The 19,810-nt window shown below is 68.6% G+C and carries 16 protein-coding genes; 5 read left to right on the forward strand and 11 right to left on the reverse strand.

Annotation, left to right across the window (positions count from 1 at the left end; genetic code table 11):
* Positions 1-33: 33 nt before the first annotated feature.
* Entirely contained in the window at positions 34-618 is a 585-nt protein-coding gene (locus tag OLX23_RS07210; RefSeq protein WP_264444076.1) for a glutathione S-transferase family protein, read from the forward strand.
* Positions 619-624: 6 nt separating this feature from the next.
* Here OLX23_RS07210 and OLX23_RS07215 read toward each other — a convergent pair whose 3' ends face one another.
* The 9 genes from OLX23_RS07215 to OLX23_RS07260 all read right to left on the reverse strand — a co-directional run bounded on the left by OLX23_RS07215 (position 625) and on the right by OLX23_RS07260 (position 10,825).
* Complete coding sequence (locus tag OLX23_RS07215; RefSeq protein WP_264444077.1) at positions 625-1,029, reverse strand: GFA family protein; 405 nt, start codon at positions 1,027-1,029, stop codon at positions 625-627.
* Positions 1,030-1,108: 79 nt separating this feature from the next.
* On the reverse strand, positions 1,109-1,831 hold the full coding sequence (locus tag OLX23_RS07220) for a TIGR02594 family protein (RefSeq protein WP_319641300.1): 723 nt from the start codon (positions 1,829-1,831) through the stop codon (positions 1,109-1,111).
* A 109-nt stretch (positions 1,832-1,940) separates the two neighbouring features.
* Positions 1,941-2,792 (reverse strand): SDR family NAD(P)-dependent oxidoreductase, encoded by an 852-nt coding sequence (locus OLX23_RS07230; RefSeq protein ID WP_264444079.1) that lies wholly within the window; start codon positions 2,790-2,792, stop codon positions 1,941-1,943.
* A 68-nt stretch (positions 2,793-2,860) separates the two neighbouring features.
* Positions 2,861-3,613, reverse strand: a complete 753-nt coding sequence (locus OLX23_RS07235) for an SDR family oxidoreductase (protein WP_264444081.1) — start codon at positions 3,611-3,613, stop codon at positions 2,861-2,863.
* 124 nt (positions 3,614-3,737) lie between these two features.
* On the reverse strand, positions 3,738-4,751 hold the full coding sequence (locus OLX23_RS07240) for an autotransporter outer membrane beta-barrel domain-containing protein (RefSeq protein WP_264444083.1): 1,014 nt from the start codon (positions 4,749-4,751) through the stop codon (positions 3,738-3,740).
* Between the two features lie 102 nt (positions 4,752-4,853).
* Positions 4,854-5,165 (reverse strand): hypothetical protein, encoded by a 312-nt coding sequence (locus OLX23_RS07245; RefSeq protein WP_264444084.1) that lies wholly within the window; start codon positions 5,163-5,165, stop codon positions 4,854-4,856.
* Between the two features lie 55 nt (positions 5,166-5,220).
* A complete protein-coding gene (locus OLX23_RS07250; protein ID WP_264444086.1) occupies positions 5,221-8,322 on the reverse strand; it encodes an efflux RND transporter permease subunit in 3,102 nt (1,033 codons plus the stop codon).
* Entirely contained in the window at positions 8,319-9,383 is a 1,065-nt protein-coding gene (locus tag OLX23_RS07255) for an efflux RND transporter periplasmic adaptor subunit (protein WP_264444087.1), read from the reverse strand. Before OLX23_RS07255 ends, OLX23_RS07250 begins: the two co-directional genes overlap by 4 nt.
* On the reverse strand, positions 9,383-10,825 hold the full coding sequence (locus tag OLX23_RS07260) for an efflux transporter outer membrane subunit (protein WP_264444088.1): 1,443 nt from the start codon (positions 10,823-10,825) through the stop codon (positions 9,383-9,385). The genes OLX23_RS07255 and OLX23_RS07260 overlap by 1 nt, the downstream gene beginning before the upstream one ends.
* A 154-nt stretch (positions 10,826-10,979) precedes the next feature.
* Between OLX23_RS07260 and OLX23_RS07265 the strand changes: the two genes are divergently transcribed.
* The 4 genes from OLX23_RS07265 to OLX23_RS07280 all read left to right on the forward strand — a co-directional run bounded on the left by OLX23_RS07265 (position 10,980) and on the right by OLX23_RS07280 (position 15,334).
* Positions 10,980-11,609 (forward strand): TetR/AcrR family transcriptional regulator, encoded by a 630-nt coding sequence (locus tag OLX23_RS07265; protein ID WP_264444089.1) that lies wholly within the window; start codon positions 10,980-10,982, stop codon positions 11,607-11,609.
* 272 nt (positions 11,610-11,881) lie between these two features.
* Positions 11,882-12,157, forward strand: coding sequence for an HU family DNA-binding protein (locus OLX23_RS07270; protein WP_264444090.1), 276 nt, complete (start codon positions 11,882-11,884; stop codon positions 12,155-12,157).
* Between the two features lie 274 nt (positions 12,158-12,431).
* Positions 12,432-13,544 carry an NADH:flavin oxidoreductase/NADH oxidase gene (locus OLX23_RS07275; RefSeq protein WP_264444092.1) on the forward strand — a complete coding sequence of 371 codons (1,113 nt, stop codon included), beginning with the start codon at positions 12,432-12,434 and terminating at the stop codon, positions 13,542-13,544.
* Positions 13,545-13,756: 212 nt separating this feature from the next.
* Positions 13,757-15,334 carry an ATP-binding cassette domain-containing protein gene (locus OLX23_RS07280; RefSeq protein WP_264444093.1) on the forward strand — a complete coding sequence of 526 codons (1,578 nt, stop codon included), beginning with the start codon at positions 13,757-13,759 and terminating at the stop codon, positions 15,332-15,334.
* Here the strand turns inward: OLX23_RS07280 and OLX23_RS07285 are convergent.
* The gene (locus OLX23_RS07285) at positions 15,331-16,743 is read right to left on the reverse strand and encodes a TolC family protein (RefSeq protein ID WP_264444094.1); all 1,413 of its coding nucleotides are present in this window, start codon (positions 16,741-16,743) and stop codon (positions 15,331-15,333) included. The genes OLX23_RS07280 and OLX23_RS07285 overlap by 4 nt on opposite strands.
* The gene (locus OLX23_RS07290; RefSeq protein WP_264444095.1) at positions 16,736-19,810 is read right to left on the reverse strand and encodes an efflux RND transporter permease subunit; all 3,075 of its coding nucleotides are present in this window, start codon (positions 19,808-19,810) and stop codon (positions 16,736-16,738) included. The genes OLX23_RS07285 and OLX23_RS07290 overlap by 8 nt, the downstream gene beginning before the upstream one ends.

The following is a 19,810-nucleotide window of genomic DNA, read 5'->3' on the forward strand; positions in this document are numbered from 1 at the left end:
GCGGCGCGCATCGTCGCGGCAAGGGAGAGCGCCATGCTGACGATCCACCACCTGCGCCAATCGGTATCCGACCGCGTGATCTGGCTCTGCGAGGAGCTGGGCCTGCCCTATCGGCTCGAGACCTACGACCGCGAGCCGAGCATGGCCGCGCCGCCGCCCTACAAGGCGCTGACGCGCTTCGGCACGGCGCCGGTGATCACGGACGGCGCCCTCACGCTCGGCGAATCGGGGGCAATCGTCGAATATGTCTGCCGCAAGCACGCCGGCGGACGCCTGATGCCCGGCGCCGACCATGCGGACTTCGCCGACTATCTGTTCTGGTTCCACTTCGCCAACGGCTCGATGGTGCCGGCCTTCATGATCGAGCACGTCACCACTGCCGCCGGCATTCCCGCGGGCCCCAGCCCCACGCGCGGCGAGCGCGTGGTCGCGATGATCGAGGCCCGGCTCGGCGAAGCGCCCTATTTCGCCGGCAGCGAATTCACCGCCGCCGACGTGATGATGGCGCTGCCGCGCTTAGCCGAACGCTTCGATCTGGACGCCCTGCCCAATATCCGCGGCTATCTCGATCGCGTCACCGCACGCCCCGCCTGGCAACGCACCGACGCGCTACGCTAGCGCCGCTCAGGCCGGCGGCGCCGGATAGCGCTCGAACTGCGGCAGGTCCTGCGGATGCTCCATCCAGGCGATGCGCTCGGCCGTCTGGACGTGGCACTGCAGCGGCAAGCTATCGGGCACATCGAGCGTCGCGGTCTGCACGTCGATCTGCCCGGGGAACACGCTTTCGTTGGTGTAGAACAGGCTCGTTCCGCAATCGCCGCAGAAGTGGCGCTGTGCGAGCTCGGACGAAGCATAGGCCTTGGGCGCGCCGTCGATCGTCACCGCCTCGCGCGCGAACAGGGCCCAGGACACACCCGGCGCCCCGGTCGCGCGACGACAATCGCTGCAGTGGCAGAGCGCGTGATAGACGGGCTCGCCCGCAACGGCATAGCTGATCGCCCCGCAATGACAGCCGCCCTTCGCTTCCATGATCGTCCCTTCCTTGCGATTCGTGATCGGAAGGTAACCCCTCGATCAGAACAAATAAAGAACGAATATCGCCGGAAGCTCAGGCCTCGTTGGTCGAGAAGAAGGTCTTGCCCGCCGCCAGCTTGAGCGGCCTGCCCGATCCCGCGGGCACAGTCGCCGGCCAGCGCGTACCGAGCTTGCGCGCCCGCGCGATCCGCGTGATCGAAACCGCGTCGCCCTGGTTGCCGCCAAGCACGTGATAGGCATCGTCATCCTCGCCAGCATAGAAACCGACGTGGCCCGCCCAGCTATTGTCCCTATCCTCGCGCCAGAATACGATCACCGCACCGAGCTGCGGTTCGCAAGCCGCGCCGAAGCGCAACCAGTTGCGCGCACCGAGCGGATTATTCGGCAGCGCCTCGTCGACCAGCGTGCTCGAAATGCAATGGGCGGTGAACAGCCCGCACCACGGTCTGTCGTCCTGCCCATAGTCGATTCCGGCCTGGTTCGCCCAGTCGAGGATGAGCGGATTGTTGCGCGGTCCGACCGCCTCGCGAACGCCGATCAGCCGCCTCGCCTCCTGGAACCACGGCATCGCGGGATCGTCGGCCGGAGCCACCGCCGGCAGGGTCGTGGCGCCGAACAGCGCGGCCAGCGTGTGCGGGCCGACGATGCCATCGACCAGCAGGCCCGAGGCGGCCTGGAACCGCCGGATCGCGCCGCGCGTTCGCGGACCGTTGATCCCGTCGATCGTGCCGGGATCGAAGCCCCGGCGCGCCAGCTCGTGCTGAATGCGCTCGATGATTTCCCTGGACTTGCTCACGTTCCACCCTCCTGCTCGCCATTGCGCAGGCGAGCAGGTCACGCGCGGCGGCGACCGCGAACGCGGGGTGGGTCCGTTTCGGGGATTTAAGCCAGATCAGCCGGCAAGATCAGCTGCCGTCGTCGTTGACCGAGGTCATGCCCGGACGTTCGGCGCCCATGCCCGAGAAGCCGATCGAATAGCCGCCGTCGACCGGCAGGATCACGCCGGTGACATAGGCCGCCTCGTCGCTGGCGAGGAACAGCGCGGCATTGGCGATGTCCTTGGCCAGGCCCCAGCGGTCGAGCGGGATGCCGGCGAGCTTGGGGAAGTCCGACGGCGGCTCGGCATGGGTCTGCGAGGCGCCGACCAGGCCCGTCCACATCGTACCCGGCGCGATCGCGTTGATACGGATGTTCTTGTCCGAATAGTCGAGCGCCGCGGTCTTGGTCAGCTGGTTCACGCCGGCCTTGGCCGCGCCATAGACCGAGTGGTGCTTCCACCCGACCACGCCCGAGGCCGAAGTGGTGTTCACGATCGATCCGCCACCGGTCTTGAGCATCGAGATGATGCCGTACTTCATGCCCAGCCAGGCGCCCTTGATGTTGGTGCTGTGGACCTTGTCCCAGATCTCGCTGGTCTGCTTGTGCAGCGGCGCCATCGGGCCGCCGAAGCCGGCATTGTTGCAGAGGATGTCGAGCCGGCCGAATTCCTTCTCAGCCGTGGCGATCATGGCCTGGACGTCGTCCTCGTTCGAGACGTCGCAATGCACGGCCACGGCGCGCACGGCATTGGCGCCCGAGCCGCCGCCGCTGACCGGGAACTGGGCATTGAGCGCCGCGGCGACCTCTTCCTGCTTGCCGCTGATGTCGGCGAGCACGACCTGCGCGCCCTCGGACGAAAACAGCTCGGCCATCGCCTTGCCCATGCCCGAACCGGCGCCGGTGATCACGGCGATCTTGTTGTCGAGTCTTCCAGCCACAGCGTCTCTCCTTGGTATCCGATCCGACCTTGCGGCCCCCGGCTTTGTCTTGTCTTCGTCTTTGGCGATCAGGCGGTCGTGTCGATCGTCGGCCGCACGGTGATCTCGGCGATGTTCACATGCCGCGGCATCGACAGCATGAAGACGATCGTCTCGCCGATCTCCGACGGCTGCACCGCGCCGTCCTTGGCGACATGCGCGGCGATGGCGTCGCGCCAGTTCGGGTTCGAAATACCCGAGGCGACCTCGGTGCTCGTCGCGCCCGGCATCAGATAGGCGACGCGGACGTTCTTGCCGCCGAGTTCCTGACGCAGGGCGTCGGTCATCGAATTGGCCGCGTGCTTGGACGCCGAATAGGCGTTGGTCTGCGGACCGCCCTTGCGCCCGGCCAGCGAGGTGATGTTGATGATGTCGCCGCCGCCCTGCGCGAGCATGTGCGGCACGGCCGCCGACCAAGAATAGAGCGTGGCGAAGACGTTGATGTCGAAGACGCGGCGATATTCGGCGATGTCGACGCCCTCGATGCCGCCGGCCTGCATGACCCCGGCCGAATTGATCAGGATGTCGATCCGGCCGAACGCCGCGACCGTATCCTCGACCGCCTTGATCGCCTCGGCCTCGACCGTGGCGTCGCCGGGCAGCGCCAGAGCTTTCCCGCCGAGCGATTCGATCTGCGCGACGAGTTCGGCGAGCCGATCCGCACGGCGCGCCGAAAGCGCGACGGTCGCGCCCGCACGCGCCAGTTCGAGCGCCGTTCCCGCGCCGATTCCCGAGGATGCACCCGTTACGAGCGCGACTTTACCGACCAGCGTCTGTGCCATGATCTCAATCCTCACCCGGCGCCAAAATGTATCCAATGCGCCTCGTTCTTGCTTCCTTGTCGATCGCGCCGGGACTGTCAATCCCGGATATTGAACAGGTGTTCAAACCCGGCGACGGAGCCCACTAGAAGCGCAACCGGAAGCCCAGGGTCGCGCGGGTGCTGTCACCGGCGATAGCACCAAAGCTGCGCTGGAGCTGACCGTCGAGCCAGAGTCGCCGGCTCAATTGGATCGTACCCGAAGCCTCGAGCTCCTGCCAGTTGTCGGGCGTGCGCACGAGCACCAGGCCCGCCGGTGCGCCGCCGACGACATCACCCCCTTCGGGCGGCGGCGCAAAGGGTTTGCCGCTGTCCGTCACCCCGCCCACCGCGATGCCCCCAGGCGAGGCCAGATAGAGCTGGGTCAGGCCGGTGTTGGTGCGATGGTGCGAGGCGGCGATGCCGAAATAGTTCTGCTCGTAGGCGCCGAAGGTGCGATCGAGCCGCAAGGTCGCGGCGCCGGTCCAGATGTGTTCGGCGACCTCGATTTCGACCGGCCGACCGAGATCGAAGCCGTGGTGCAGCGACTTGGTGTCGACATATTCGATCTCGACCGTCGGCGTCAGATAGAGCTGCGCCGCGGGCCGGATCACGCGCCCCAGGCTGACGCCGGCGGCGACATAGTTGGTCGAGGCGTAGTCGCTCTTGACCGTGGTCATCGCCGTACGGATCAGGCCATAGCGCTGCTGGCCATAGCTGACATGGGCATCGAGCACCCAGTCGTTGAAGTTCCCGCCCGCGCCGATCGAACCGATGTAATAGGTCGATGGCAGCGGCGTATCCACCTGGCGCAAGGTGCTGCGATAGACGGTCAGGGCTGCGCGCAGATAGGTCTGCTGGCGGTAACGGGTCAGCGAGAATGTGGCATAGGGGCTGTTGGCGCCGCCGTCGCGATCGATCAGGCCCCCCTGCAATCCGGCCATCCAGATGGCATCGGCCGCGGTCGGCACGGGTTCGATCTCGATCCGGTCGGTCTCCTCGACCGGGGCGATCGGCTCGATGCTCACCAGCTGGGCATGGGCGATCCCCGGCGCCAGGAGCGCGGCGGAAACAGCCAGTACGAGGTGCCGGTGGGCCTGCATGGCGGCGGTTACTGCCATCAAGCGTCGGCGAGGTCTAACCCGATTGCGCCGGCACCGTGGAAATCGCAGTGCGAGACAAGCGCGGGGACCGCAAAAAGGCCCCCGCACTTGCCATCGCGATCAGTGGCTGTGCAGCTTGTCGAGATCGGCCTGGATCGCGGCGAGCTTGGCGTCGGTCAGCGCGTCGCCGGCGAAGCCCTGGAGCTGCTTGAGCGTCATGCCGCGCGCCATGGAGATCTGCTCGTTGGCGATCAGATCGGGGATGTGCTTGGCCAGCACGGCCTTGGAACCGGCATCGTCGAGCAGCGTGCCGAGATCGGTGGTTTCGACCGAAAGCTTGGCAGCGGCAGGCGCGGCCGGCTCGGCGGCGAGAACCGGCTGGGCGAGGACGGGCGCCAAGGCCAGCGCGGCGGTGATCAGGACTTTACGCATTTCAGGTCTTCTCCTTGGTTTAACTCAGTGGGTCCGACGACGGTTCGGGGCCCCCTCAATGAGCCGGTGCCTCGTCGGGCAGCGGATCGTCGTCGCCCGGCTGCTTGGGCGTGACGAAGCGCGCGAGCTTGGGGCGCACGCGCATCTCGAAGGTGTCGATGATCTCGTAGATCACCGGCACGAGGAACAGCGACAGCGCGGTCGAGGTCAGCATGCCGCCGATCACCGCGACGGCCATCGGCTGACGCGATTCGGAGCCTTCGCTGACGGCGAAGGCCGTGGGCAGCATGCCCGCGATCATCGCCACCGAGGTCATGATGATCGGCCGCGTGCGCTGGGCGCAGGCTTCCATCAGCGCGTCGCGCATCGAGGCGCCCGCGCGCTCGGCCTCGATCGCGAACTCGACGAGCAGGATCGAGTTCTTCGCGCAGAGCCCCATCAGCATCAGGAAGCCGATGAAGACGGGCAGTTCGAGCGCGAAGCCGCCGAGCTTGAGCGCGGCGAAGGCCCCGACCATCGACAGCGGCAGCGCGCCCATGATCACGATCGGCTTGAAGAAACCGCGGAACAGCAGGACGAGCACGGTGAAGGTCAGGCCGATGCCGGCGACCAGCGCGAGGGCGAAGCCGATGACGAGCTCGCCGAGCTGCTGGTTCACGCCCTGGTTCGCCTCGTGCACGCCCTTGGGCAGGTTGCGCATCGTCGGCAGCTTGCGGACTTCCTCCAGGGTCGTGCCGATCACCGCGCCGACCGCGAGATCGGCGTCGACCGCGACCCGGCGCTCGCGGTCGAACCGGACGATGCGGCCCGGCCCCGACTGGAAGCGGAAGTCGGCGACGCTCGACAGCGGCGTCGTCCGGCCATCGAGCGTGGGCACGCGCAACTGGGCGATCGTGTCGAGATCGTCGCGCGCGTTCTCGGGCAGGCGGACGCGGATCGGCAGGAGCTGCTCGCCCGCGGGATACTTGGCGACGGTCGCGTCGATGTCGCCGATCGTGGCGATGCGCAGCACGTTGGCCAGCGCCCGGCTGTCGACGTTGAGCCGCGCCGCTTCGGCCGGGCGCGGCGTGACGATCAGCTCCGGCCCCGGTGCCGAAGGGCTCGGCCGCGGGTCGGAGACCGACTTCAACCCGCGCATCTCGCGCAGCAATTGCATCTGCACGCGTTCGAGCGCGGCGCCATCCTGGCCGGCGAGCACGACCGACACGGCGGCCTGGCCGAAATTGCCCTGGTTGTAGAACCGCGCCTCGGGGATCTCGCGCAGCTTGGGGCCGATCAGCGCCTGGAACTGCTCGGACGTGTGTTCGCGGTCGTGCTTGAGCACGACGGTCAGGGTGCCGGTGCGCAGGTCCGAACCGGCGCCGCCGAACGAGCCGCTGGTCGAGCCGACCTGGGCGAAGACCGAGACCACGTCGGGCTCGCGCTCGATCATCCGCGTCGCCTTCTGCACGGCCTCGCTCATGTCCTCGCGCGTGGCGCCGGGCGCGCCCTCGATCGCGACGTAGACGTAATTGCGATTGGGCACGGCCTGGAAGCCGAACGGCAGCGTCGCGCCGAGCACCAGCGCCAGGACGAAAAGCCCGCCGCCGATCGCGGTGCAGGTCCAGGGTCGCGCCAGCGCCCAGTCGAGCAGGCGCTTGTGCTTGGGATGGAGCCCGCCGCCCGTGCTGTGCGAATCGCGCTGGTCGTGCGGGATCAGGAAATAGGCGGCCATGACCGGCGTCAGCAGGCGCGCGACGACCAGCGAGAAGGTCACCGCGGCGGCGACGGTCAGGCCGAATTCCTTGAAGAACTGGCCGATCTCGCCGGGGATCGCCGAGACCGGCGCGAAGACCGCGATGATCGTCGCGGTGGTGGCGATCACCGCGAGGCCGATCGAATCGGCGCCGATCAGCGCGGCGCGATAGGGTGATTCTCCGCGCTCGATGCGCTTCTCGATGTTCTCGATCTCGACGATCGCGTCGTCGACGAGGATGCCGATCACCAGGGTCAGCGCCAGCAGGGTCAGGCCGTTGAGGCTGAAGCCCATCGCCGCCATGAAGATGAAGGTCGGGATCAGCGACAAAGGCATGGCCGTCGCCGCGATCGCCGTCGCGCGCCAGTCGCGCAGGAACAGGTAGACCACGACAATGGCGAGGACGATGCCCTCGACCAGCACGTCGAGCGTCGCGTGGAAGGCACGGCGGGTCTGGTCGGCGGTCGAGACGATCTCGGTGAAGGTCACCCCCGGATGCGCCTTGGCGAGCTGGGCGACGCCGGCCTTGACCGCGTTGTCGACCGTGACGTCGCTGGCATTGCTCGTCTTCGAGATCTGGATCGCCACCACCGGGCGCCCGTTGAGCCGCGCGAAGCCGCGCACCTCGCCCTTGCCGTCGCCGACCTCGGCGATGTCGGACAGCCGCACGTAGCGGCCCTGGACGGGAATCGTCAGGTCGCGGATCGCGGCGACGTCCTGCGCCGAGCCGATCACGCGGATCGTCTGCTCGACCGCGCCGATCGTCGCGCGGCCGCCGGGATTGTCGCTGTGGAACGCAGCCATCGCCGCGTTGACCTGCGCCGCGTTGATGTCGAGCGCGGCCATGCGCTCGGGATCGAGCACGACGACGATCTCGCGCGCGGCGCCGCCGATCCGCGAGACCTGCGCCACGCCGCTCTGCGCCTGGAGCACGCGCGCGACGTCGTTGTCGATGAACCAGGCGAGCTCGGTCTCGCCCATCGCCGGCGCGGAGACCGCATAGGTCATGACCGGCGCCGAATCGAGGTCGAGCCGCTGGACCGAGGGTGGATCGATGCCCGAGGGCAATTGCACGCGGGTGCGCTCGACGATCGTGCGCACGTCGTCGACCGCCTTCTGCAGGTCGGTGCCGAGCTCGAATTCGAGCGTCGTGCTCGAACTGCCCGTGGTCACGGTCGAGCTGACGTTCTTGATCCCGGCCACGCCGGTCAGCGCGTTCTCGATCGGCCGGGTGATCTGGTTCTCCATCTCGGTCGGCGCCGCGCCGGCCTGGGTGACGGTGACCGTGACGATCGGCAGCTGGACGTTGGGGAACTGCTTGATCGGCATCCGCAGGAACGCGACCGAGCCCGACAGGGTCAGGATGATGAACAGCAGGACAACCGGGATCGGGTTGCGGATCGCCCAGGCCGAGATCTTCATTGGGTGACCTTCACCTGGTCACCGTTGAGCACGAAGGCGCTGCCCTTGACCGCGACGCGCTGGCCTTCGGCCAGGCCCGAGACGATCTCCACCAGCCCCTGCGCGCGGCGGCCGGTGCGCACGCGCAGCCGGCTGACGCGGTCCTTGGCATCGACCACCTGGACCGAGGCGCCATCGGCGTCGAAGTGGACCGCGGCCTCGGGCACGGCGAGCACCGAGAAGGTCCGCGTGAAGCGCGCCTGGGCAAAGCCGCCCTGGCGCAGCTCGGGATCGCGCGGCAGCGCGATGCGCGCGATCGACAGCCCGGTCTGGGCGTCGACTCTCATGCCGATCAGCCGCACCTGCCCCGTCAGCTTGCGGCCCGAGGCGAGCACGACCTCGGCCGGATCGCCGACCGAGATGCGCGCGACGTCGCTCTCGGGCAGTTCGGCATAGAGCTCGATCTCGCTGTCGCGCGCCATGCGGAACATCGCGCTGCCGCTGCTCGAGGTGTCGCCCGGTCGCACCGTGCGTTCGAGGATCACGCCGTCGTCGGGCGCGCGGATCTGCAGGTGGTTCTGGCGGGTCAGCAGGTCGTTGAGCTGCGCGCGCGTCGCCGCCGCGGCGGCGCGGCTCGAGCGCACGGCGAAGCGGCGGTTGTCGATCGCCTCCTTCGACAGCACGCCCTGGTTGTCGAGCCCGTCGACCCGGCCCGCCTGCACCGCCGCCTGCTCGGCCGCGACCTGCTGCTGTGCCAGGGTCGCGCGGACCTGATCGATCTGCGAGCGCAGCAGGCTGTCGTCGAGCACGGCCAGCACCGCGCCGCGGCGCACATAGGCGCCTTCCTCGACCGTGACACGCGCGACGCGGTAGCCGTTGAGATCGGCCGCGACGGCCATCTCCTCGCGCGGGATCAATCGGCCCGAGGCGGTCAGCGCGCCCGAGACGTCGCGCCTTGCGGCGGCGGCGACGGTGACCGTCTGCAGCGGCGGGCGCTTGTTCGCCTCGGCATCCTTCTTGCCGCAACCAGAAAGCGCCAGCGCGCCTGCCAGGACCAGAACGGGGAGAGCAAGACGATGCATCAGGGAGCTTCCGAAGTAGGGGAAGACGGTAGCGGCGCCTGTGCGCCGAGATCAGCCTGCGGATCCCAGCCGCCGCCGAGCGCCCGCACCGCGGTGACCGTGTCCGACAACAGGCCGAACTGCGCGGCGTTCAGGGTCACGCGGTTCTGCAGCCAGACGCGCTGCGCCTGCAGCAGGGTGGTGAGATCGGTCAGTCCCGCCGCATAGCCGCGCCGCGCGGCGTCGAAGGCGAAGCGCGCCTGGTCGGTCGCCCGCGCGAGCTGGGCGATCCGCCGGCGCCCCGCCTCGACGCGGGTCAACGCGTTCTCGGCCTCGCCGAAAGCCGTCTGCACCGCGCGCTCGTAGCTGACCACCGCCTGCTGCCCGCGCGCCTCGCTGATCCGCAAGGTCGCGAGCAGGCGCGCGCGGTCGAGGATCGGCAGGGTCATGCCCGCCGCAATCGACCAGAGCCCGGTGCCGCCGGCATCGGTGGCGTTGAGCACGGCGCCGGGCTGGATCGAGAAGCGCGGGAACAGCGCCAGCCGGTCGATCTCGATCGTCCGCGCGGCCGAGGCCAGCGCCAGTTCGGCGCGGCGCACGTCGGGACGCCGCGCGAGCAGCAGGCCCGGCGTCGCCGCGGGCAGGCTCGGCGGCGCGGCCAGCGCGGCCTCGATCGCCAGCGTGTCGGTGGCCGCGGCGGGATCGCCGATCAGGATCAGCAGCGAACGCTTGGCGGCGCGCAGCTCGGCCTCGAGCCGGGTCACCTCGCCCTCGGCGCTGGCAAGATCGGCCTGGAGCCGCGCCGCGTCCTGGCCCGAGGTCAGCCCGCGCGCCTGGCCGAGATCGCCGGTCCGCGCCAGATCGCGGGCGATGCCCAGGGTCTCGCGCGCATTGGCCAGCTGGACCGCGAGGAACCGCGCCTGGAACAGCGCCGCCGCGACGTCTCCGGCCAGGGCCAGCCGCGCACCGTGGAAATCGAGCGCGGCAGCACGATAGTCGAGATCGGCGCGTTCGCGGATCGCGCCGAGCCGGCCGAACAGGTCGATTTCCCAGCTCGGGTAGAAGGTCGCCTGATAGGCCTCGCTGCCATCCTGCGACAGGCCGTTGCCCCACAGCCGCTCGCTGCCCTGCTCGGTCGCCGTGGCGGAAAAGCTGCCCGTGGGAAGCGTCGTTGCGCGGCTCTGGCGCCGCGTCGCGCGCGCCTCGACGATCCGCGCATAGGCGAGCCGCGCCGTGGTGCTGCGGTCGAGCGCAGTGGCGACCAGCCCCGAAAGCTGCGGATCGGCGAAGCCGTCCCACCAATGATCGAGCACGATCGCATCGGCAGGCACCACGGTGGATGGCTTCTCGAAAGCGGCCGGCAGCTGCGTGTCGGGCGGCGGCAAATGCACCGAGGGGGCGCATCCGGTCATCACGGCGAGGCCGACGAACAGAACGGGGACAAGATATCGCGGCGGCGTCATCGGCGGGAAAATCGATCCGTCCCAGTAGGGCCGCTCGACTAGCAGGCCGATTTTAAATACACAATAGTGTTTCTTTTATCGACAGGCCTGTCTAAACTCGACCGACGTGCTGGAAGCGACTGGTGACACAGGGACTGGTCACACGGGGAACGAAATGACCGAGGGGGCACGCGGCAAAGGCCGGCCGAAACGCACCGAAATCGCGGAGATCGACCGCGCGATCCGCGACGCGACGCTCCAGGTCCTGCTCGAACATGGCGAGGCCGCGACGATGCACGCGGTGGCGCAGGCCGCGGGCATCTCGCGCAAGTCGCTCTACGCACGCCATCCGAACAAGGAGGCCCTGTTCCGCGACGTCATCCGCGCGCTGCTGATGAACGCCGAGGCGCTCGGCTACGACGAGACGGGGACGGCCGAGGAGCAGTTGCAGCACTATATCGAGGCCGCCCTCGCCGCGATCGCGCGCCCGGCATCGCAGGCAATGCAACGCCTGTTGCGCCGCGATCACGGCTATTTCGCCGCGCTCAAGACCGAGATGCTCGATGCGACGCGCAAGATCTTCTTCGTGCCGTTGGCTACGCTCCTCGTCCGGGCGAAAACCAGCGGCGAACTGGCAATCGACGATGTCGAGGCCACGGCGCGAGCGACAATCCAGCTGATTTTTGCGGAAGGCCTGAGGCCCGACGACGACCGCCCCCGCGGACTGCCGCAGCGCGGCGCGGGCGACTATGCGGCCTTTCTCACGCGGCTGCTGACGCGCGGCCTGACCCCGCGCAACGACTGATCGCATGCCGGACAGCGCAAAAACGCCTCGTTTGGGGCTTTTCCCTACCGAAAACTCGCAGAAAACCTGCTTCTTGCGATTTGCTTCGGCCGCGCGTGATGCTAGTCGATCGCAATCGTCCGCTTCGGATCCGGTGAGGGGAGCCGAGATAGGACGATACCGATCCCGCCCCGCTATGGCGGAAACAGTACGATTCTGGGCGGTTGGCACTGGAAATTGCCAACTTCCTCGTCTAGCGGGCGCGCCTCATCACTGAAGGGAAACCGATCAACATGAACAACAACGACATCGCCGACAGCCTCGCTGCCGAGCACGGCATCACCAAGGCCGATGCCCGCAAGTACGTCGACGGCGTTTTCGCCGCGATCGCCACGGCTGCCAGCAAGGGTGAGGAAGTCTCGCTGAACGGTTTCGGCAAGTTCAAGGTCAAGGACAGCCCGGCTCGCGAAGGCCGTAACCCGGCAACCGGCGCCGCGATGCAGATCGCTGCTTCGAAGAAGCTGACCTTCGCCGCTGCCAAGGCGGTCAAGGACAAGCTGAACGGCTAAGCCCTTCACTTCGCGCATCCCCCTTGCGGGCGGAGCGCGAAGCTGCCTTGCGAAACCTCAGCTTTCACAAGGCACGACGAGTTCGGAGAGGGGCGGCCACCGAGGCGACCCCTCTCCAACTATCGTCGGGACCAGATTTTCTTTCGGTCCCCCTGCGCGCGCCGGCGCTTGTATTCCGGCCGATCCTCGCCAGCTTTTCCGAGCACGGCCAACCGGCCCACGCATCGGCTCGCGAGCATCCTGCCGTGCCGAACCCTTTGACCTAGGAGGCACGGTGCCCACCCCCCGTCTATTCGAGCCCCTGACCGTGGGCGACCAGACCCTGGCCAACCGCATCGTCATCGCGCCGATGTGCCAGTATTCGGCGGTCGACGGCCGCATGACCGACTGGCACACGATCCATCTCGGCCAGCTCGCGCTCTCGGGCGCGGCGCTGCTGACGATCGAGGCGACCGCGGTCCTGCCCGAAGGCCGCATCTCCTATGCCGACGTCGGGCTGTGGGACGACGCGACCGAAGCGGCTATGGCCGATGTCCTCGCCAGCGTCCGCAAGTGGTCCGACATGCCGATCGCGATCCAGCTCGCCCATGCCGGGCGCAAGGCCTCGACCGACCTGCCCTGGCACGGCGGCAAGCAGCTCGCCCCCGATCACGCCAACGGCTGGCAGACCGTCGCCCCCTCGGCGCTGGCTTTCGAGGAGGGCGAAGTTCCGCCGCTCGCACTCGACCGCGCGGGCCTCGATGCGATCCGCGAGGCCTTCGCCGCCGCGGCCCGGCGTGCGGCGCGGATCGGGCTCGATGCGGTGCAGATCCACATGGCGCACGGCTACCTGCTCCACGAATTCCTCTCGCCGCTGTCGAACCGGCGCGAGGACGAATATGGCGGCAGCCTCGAAAACCGCCTGCGCTTCCCGCTCGAAGTGTTCGACGCGGTGCGCGCCGCCTTCCCCGCCGACAAGCCCGTCACCGTCCGCGTCTCGGGCACCGACTGGGCCGAGGGCGGCTGGGACGTCGAACAGACGGTGGCGCTCGCCCAGGCGCTCGAAGCCCGCGGCTGCGCGGCGATCCACGTCTCGAGCGGCGGGCTCGCGCATCACCAGCAGATCCCCGTCGGCCCCAGCTATCAGGTCCCCCTGGCGCGCGCGGTCAAGCAGGCGGTGACCATGCCCGTGGTCGCGGTCGGCCTGATCACCGAGTTCGAGCAGGCCGAGGCGATCGTCGCCACCGGCGATGCCGACGCGATCGCACTGGCGCGCGGCATTCTCTATGATCCGCGCTGGCCCTGGCACGCCGCCGCGCACCTCGGCGCCAGCGTCAAGGCGCCGCCGCAATACCTGCGCTCGCAACCGCGCCAGTATCGCGACCTGTTCGACCTGGAGCAGGATTGAGGAAGGCTTTGGCCATCCTCGCCGCCTAAAAATCCGTCGCCCCTGCGCAGGCAGGGGCGACGGATTGGCTGTTAGGCGACGATTTGCAGTCACGCTCAGGGTGCCCTATATAACCCTCGCGCCGGCACCCTGTCGGCAGGGCACAGGAGGATGGAATGGACCGGAAGACGCGCTGAACCAGCCCGTCCCTTTGTTTTCTCCGGTGCCTATCCATGCCTGCTTTCCTCACCCTCGCCTCGGTCGCGGCTGCGACGCCGTCGGGCAAGACCCTGTTTTCAGACCTGTCGCTGAGCTTCGGCGCCGAACGTACCGGCCTCGTCGGCCGCAACGGCGCGGGCAAGTCGACCCTGCTGCGCATGATCGCGGGCGAGCTCGCGCCCAGCGCGGGCACGATCACGCGATCGGGCACCACCGCCATGCTGCGCCAGGCGCTGCTCGCCGATGAGGTCAAGGTCGCCGAAGCGCTCGACATCGCCCCCGCGCTCGCCCGGCTCGACCGGATCGAACAGGGCGCGGCCGACGAACCCGACTTCGACCTTGCCGACTGGACCCTGCCCGCACGCATCGACGAGGCCTTCGCCCAGGCCGGCCTTTCGTCGGTGGCGCTCGACCGCCCGCTCGCCAGCTTCAGCGGCGGCGAGCGCACGCGCATCGGCGTGGCGCGGCTGCTGATCGATCCGCCCGACCTGCTGCTGCTCGACGAGCCGACCAACAACCTCGACGCCGAGGGCCGCGCGGCGATCGCCGAACTGCTCGCCGGCTGGCGCGGCGGCGCGATCGTCGCCAGCCACGACCGCGCGCTGCTCGAACATATGGACCGGATCGTCGCGCTCTCGCCCACGGGCGTCACCGTCCACGGCGGCGGCTGGTCGGCCTATGTCGAGGCGCGCGACGCCGCGCGCGCAGCCGCCGAGGGCGAACTCGACCGTGCCGAACGCCAGGTCCGCAGCCAGGCGCGCGAGGCGCAGGTCGCGCGCGAACGCCAGGCGCGGCGCGACAAGGCCGGGCGGTCCTATGCCGGCAGCGGTTCGGCGCCCAAGATCCTGCTCGGCCGCCAGAAGGAGCGCGCCGAAAACACCGCCGCGCGCGGCGCGGCACTCGCCGGGCAACGCGATGCCGAAAGCCAAGCCGCGCTCGACGCGGCCAAGGCGCGGGTCGAGGTCGTCACGCCGCTGACGATCGACCTTCCCTCGTCGGGCCTGCCCGCCAATCGCGTGCTGGTCGATTGCGATCGCGTCTCTTGGGACGTCGGTGGCCGCCGCGTGATCGACGGGCTTTCCTTCACGATCACCGGGCCCGAGCGGATTGCGGTCACCGGCCGCAACGGTGCGGGCAAGAGCAGCCTGCTGCGCCTGCTATGCGGCGCGAATGCGGCCAGCGAAGGAGCCGTCAAGTCGGCGTCCGAACGCATGGTCCTGCTCGATCAGCAGGTCGCGCTACTCGACCGGAATACCTCGATTATCAACAACATGCGCCGGCTCAACCCCACGCTGACCGACAACCAGGCCCGCGCCGCGCTCGCGCGCTTCGCCTTCCGCAACCTGGATGCCGAAAAGCCCGTTTCAGTGCTCTCCGGCGGCGAAATGCTGCGCGCCGGCATGGCCTGTGTGCTGTCAACCGCGCCGGTGCCGCAGATGCTCCTGCTCGACGAACCGACCAACCACCTCGACATCGAATCGCTCGAGGTGATCGAAGCCGCGCTGCGCGGCTACGACGGCGCGATCCTCGCGGTCAGCCACGATCCCGCCTTCCTCGGAGCGATCGGCGTGACCCGCGAAATCGCGCTCTAGTCGCGGCGCGGCGCCTCGGGCGGCAGGTCGGCCCAGCCGCCGCCGAGCGCCTTGAACAGGTCGACCCGCAGCGAACCCAGCTGCTGGTCCGAAGCCGCCAGCGCAGAGCGCGCGGTGATCAGCTCGCGCTGGGCGTCGAGCTGGTCGAGCAACCCGATCGAACCCGCGCGATAGCGCTGGTCGGACAGGCGGAACGCGGCATCGGCGTGGCTCACCGCCTCGCGCAGCCGCTGGTTCCGCTCGGTCTCTGCGGCATAGCTGGACAGCGCCTGTTCGGCCTCCTTGAGCGCGGTCAGCACCGCCCCGTCGAAGGCGGCGAGCGAAGCGCGCGTCGTCGCCTCGGCCTGGTCGATCCGCGTGCGCCCCGCGAGAATGCTCGGGAACGACCACGACAGCAGCGGGCCGATGCCGAAGGTGAACGAATCCGAACCCTGGACCTGGCCGTTGCGGAAGAAATTGCCCGAACCGCCGAGCGAGATCTTCGGATAGAGCTCGGCCGTGGTCACGCCGATCCGCGCCGTGTCGGCGGCGAGCTTACGCTCGGCCTCGCGCACGTCGGGGCGGCGCGCGATCAGCGCCTGGCCATCGCCGACCGGGATCGGCTGGAGCACCTTGGGCGCCCGCGCGCAGGCCTGGGCTTCGGCCGGCACTTCGGCCGGAGTCAGGCCGAGCAGCACGGCCAGCTCGAACAGCGACACGCGGCGCCGGCCTTCGAGCGTCGGCAGCTCGGCGCGGATGTTCGCCAGCGTCGTCGCCGATCGCTCGCTGTCGAGCCGGGCCGCCGCGCCCGCACGCACGCGCTGGTCGATCAGGCCGAGCTGGCGCTGGGCGATGTCGGCCGAGCTGCGCGCGACCGCGATGCTTTCGGCCAGGGCGCAGGCATCGACATAGGCGCGCGCGGTCTCGGCCGCGACGGTCAGCGCCACGCGATCGCGCGTCGCCGCCGTGCTCTGGGCATCGGCCCGCGCGGCCTCGATCGTGCGGCTGAGCCGGCCGAACAGGTCGAACTCCCACTCGACGTTGATGCCGCCGTTGTAGATCCATTCGGACGAGCGCCCGCCCTGGCCGACGAAACCGCCCGAATTGCCATATTGCGCCGAGCCCGTGGTCTGCCCCTGCGGCAGCCGGTTGGCGCGCGCCTCGCGCAGCACGGCTTGGGCGCGTTCGAGATTGGCGCGCGCGGCGCGCAGGTCGGTATTGGCCGCGAGCGCGCGCTGGACCAGCGTGTCGAGCGCGGGATCGTCGTAGAGCCGCCACCACTTGTCTTCGGCCGGCGCGCTCGACAGCCCGGGCGCGACGGTCTGGAAGGTCGCGGCGGCCGGCGGCGGCGTGGTCGGGCGCTTGTAGTCGGGTCCGACCGCGCAGGCGGAAGCGAGCAGCGGCAGCAGGATCGCGGCGAGCTTACGCATGCGAGAAGTCCTCCGGCCCGACCGTCGTCTTCGAGCGTTCGCTGTCAGCCGCGGCGCTGTGGTCGCGCGCGATGAAGCTGTAGACCGTGGGCAGCACGAACAGGGTGAACAGCGTGCCGATCAACATGCCCATGACCACGACGATGCCGATCGCGAAGCGGCTCGAGGCACCCGCGCCCGCCGCGAAGATCAGCGGGATCAGGCCCGCGACCATCGCCGCCGTGGTCATCAGCACCGGCCGCATACGCACCGCGGCGGCCTTGCGGATCGCGTCGACCCGGCTCAACCCTTCGTTGTGCTGCATCTCGTTGGCGAAAGAGACCATCAGGATGCCGTGCTTCGAGATCAGGCCGATCAGCGTGACGAGACCGATCTGCGTGTAGATGTTGAGCGTGGTGAAGCCGAGGTAGAGCGGGATCAGCGCGCCGCAGACCGCCAGCGGCACGGTCACCAGGATCACCAGCGGATCGCGGAAGCTTTCGAACTGCGCGGCGAGCACGAGGAAGATAACGACCAGCGCGAAGCCGAACGACACGGTCAGGGCATTGCCTTCGTAGACATATTGCCGGCTGTCCGACAGCCAGTCGACCTCGAAGCCCGCGGGCAGCTTCTGCGATTGCAGGAAGGCCACGGCCTGGCCCATCGTCGTGCCCGGCGCCATGATCGCCGAGAGCGTTACCGAGTTCATCTGGTTGTACTGCGGCAGCATGTTGGCTTGCGGGCGCATGTCGACCCTGACCACGGTCGACAGCGGGATCAGCTGGCCCGACTGCGCCTTGACGTAGAAACGGCCGATCGAGTCCGGCGTCAGGCGGCGGTCCTGCGGGACCTGGGCAATGACGTCGTAGGAGCGGTCGTAATAGTTGAAGCGGTTGACGTAGTTCTCGCCCACCAGGGTCGCCAGGGTGTTCGAAATGTCGTCCATCGTCACGCCGAGCTCGCCGGCCTTGGCGCGGTCGATCGTGATCCGCGCCTCGGGGCTGTCGAAGGCAAGGTCGCTGTCGACAAAGGCGAACAGGCCCGAGCCCCAGGCCGCACCCTTGATGCCCTCCATCGTCTGGTAGAGCTCGTTGAAGTCGGCCGACGAGCGGATGACCATCTGCACGGGCAGACCGCCGGAACCCGCAGGCAGCGAGGGCGGCTGGAACACCGCGGCGAAGACGCCGGTCAGGCCCGAACCCTTCTGGTTGAGCTCGGCCTGGATCTGCGCGGCGCTGCGGTCGCGCTGGTCCCAGTCCTTGAGGATGATGCCGCCGAAGCCGGTGTTGCCCGGACCCGAGCCGAACCACGACGAGCGGTATTCCTTCTGCTCGTGGAAGATCGCGTCCATGCCGCTGGCATAGCGCGCGGTATAGTCGACGCTCGCGTACTGCGGCCCCTTGAGCTGGGTGAAGATGACGCCCTGGTCCTCTTCAGGCGCCAGCTCGCGCTGCGCGCCGGTGAACAGGATGACGATGCCGGCCAGCACCGCGAGCCCGGCGATCATCACCGCACCGCGGATCGCCAGCGTCTTGTCGAGCAGCCGCGAATAGCGCTCGGTCAGGCGCTGCATGTTGTGCTCGATCTTCTGCGAGAGCTTGCCTTCGGAGAGGTTCGCGTTGAGCAGGTAGGAGCTCATCATCGGTGACAGGGTCAGCGCGACGACACCAGAGACGATCACCGATCCTGCCAGGGTGAAGGCGAATTCGCGGAACAGCGCGCCGGTCAGGCCGCCCATCAGGCCGATCGGCGTATAGACCGCGGCCAGGGTGATCGTCATCGCGATCACCGGCCCGACGATCTCGCGCGCGCCGACGAGCGCCGCCTTGATCGGGGTCAGCCCCTCCTCGATGTGGCGGTGGATGTTCTCGACCACGACGATCGCGTCGTCGACGACGAGACCGATCGCCAGGACCATCGCCAGCAGGGTCAGCAAGTTCAGCGAGAAGCCGAACATCAGCATCAGCGCCGCCGTGCCGACCAGCGACAGCGGGATCGTCACCACCGGGATGATCACCGCGCGGAACGAGCCGAGGAACAGGAAGATGACGATGACGACGATGACGATCGCCTCGATCAAGGTCGACTGCACTTCCTCGATCGAGGCGTTGACGAAGTGGGCGACGTCGAACTGGTTGAACACCTTGGTACCCGGCGGGGCGACGCGCTCGATCCCGGGCAGCAGCGCGTTGACCGCCTTGACGATCTCGAGCGGGTTGCCGTCGGGTGTCGGCGAGATCGCGATGAACACCGCGGGCTTGCCGCTGCTCATCGCGTTGCTGTCGTAGTTCTGACCGCCGATCTCGATCGTCGCGACGTCGGATAGCCGCACGATCGAGGAACCCGTGGTCTTGATGACCATGTTCTTGAAATCGTCGACGCCGCGCAGGTCGGTCGAGGCGGTGATGTTGATCGCCGTGCGCGCGCCCTTGAGCTGGCCCGGCGCCGACTGGACGTTGTTCGCGCGCAGCGCCTGCGCCACCTCGCCCGCCGAGATGCCGCGCGCGGTCAGCTTGTCGGGGTCGAGCCAGATGCGCATGGCCAGCACCTGCTGGCCGCCCATCTCGACCTTGCCGACCCCGGCGACCGAGGTGAACAGCGGCTCGGCGACGCGGCTGGCGAAGTCGGTCAGCTGCGGGATCGTCAGCTTGGGATTCTGGAAGGTGATGTACTGCACGGCAGCGACGCCGTCGGTGATCTTGTTGATCACCGGGTCGGTCGCGCCCGGCGGCAGGCGGTTCTTGACCTGCTGCACGCGCGCCAGGATCTCGGTCATCGACCGGTCGGCATTGGCGTTGAGCACGAGCTTGGCGTTGACCGTGGACATGCCCTGGCTGGAGGTCGAGGTCAGGTATTCGATGCCGTTTGCCGTGGCGATCGCCTGGCTGATCGGCGTGGTGACGAAGCCCTGCATCACCTCTTGCGTCGCGCCCGGATAGGAGGTGGTCACGACGATCGTCGCGCTTTCCATGTTCGGATATTCGCGCGTGTTGAGCATGAACATCGACGCGCCGCCGACCAGAAGGATCAGCAGGCTGACGACGATCGCCAGGATCGGGCTGCGGATGAAGCGGTCGGTGAACTGCAC

The organism is Novosphingobium sp. JCM 18896 (assembly GCF_025938095.1).
GTDB lineage: Bacteria > Pseudomonadota > Alphaproteobacteria > Sphingomonadales > Sphingomonadaceae > Novosphingobium.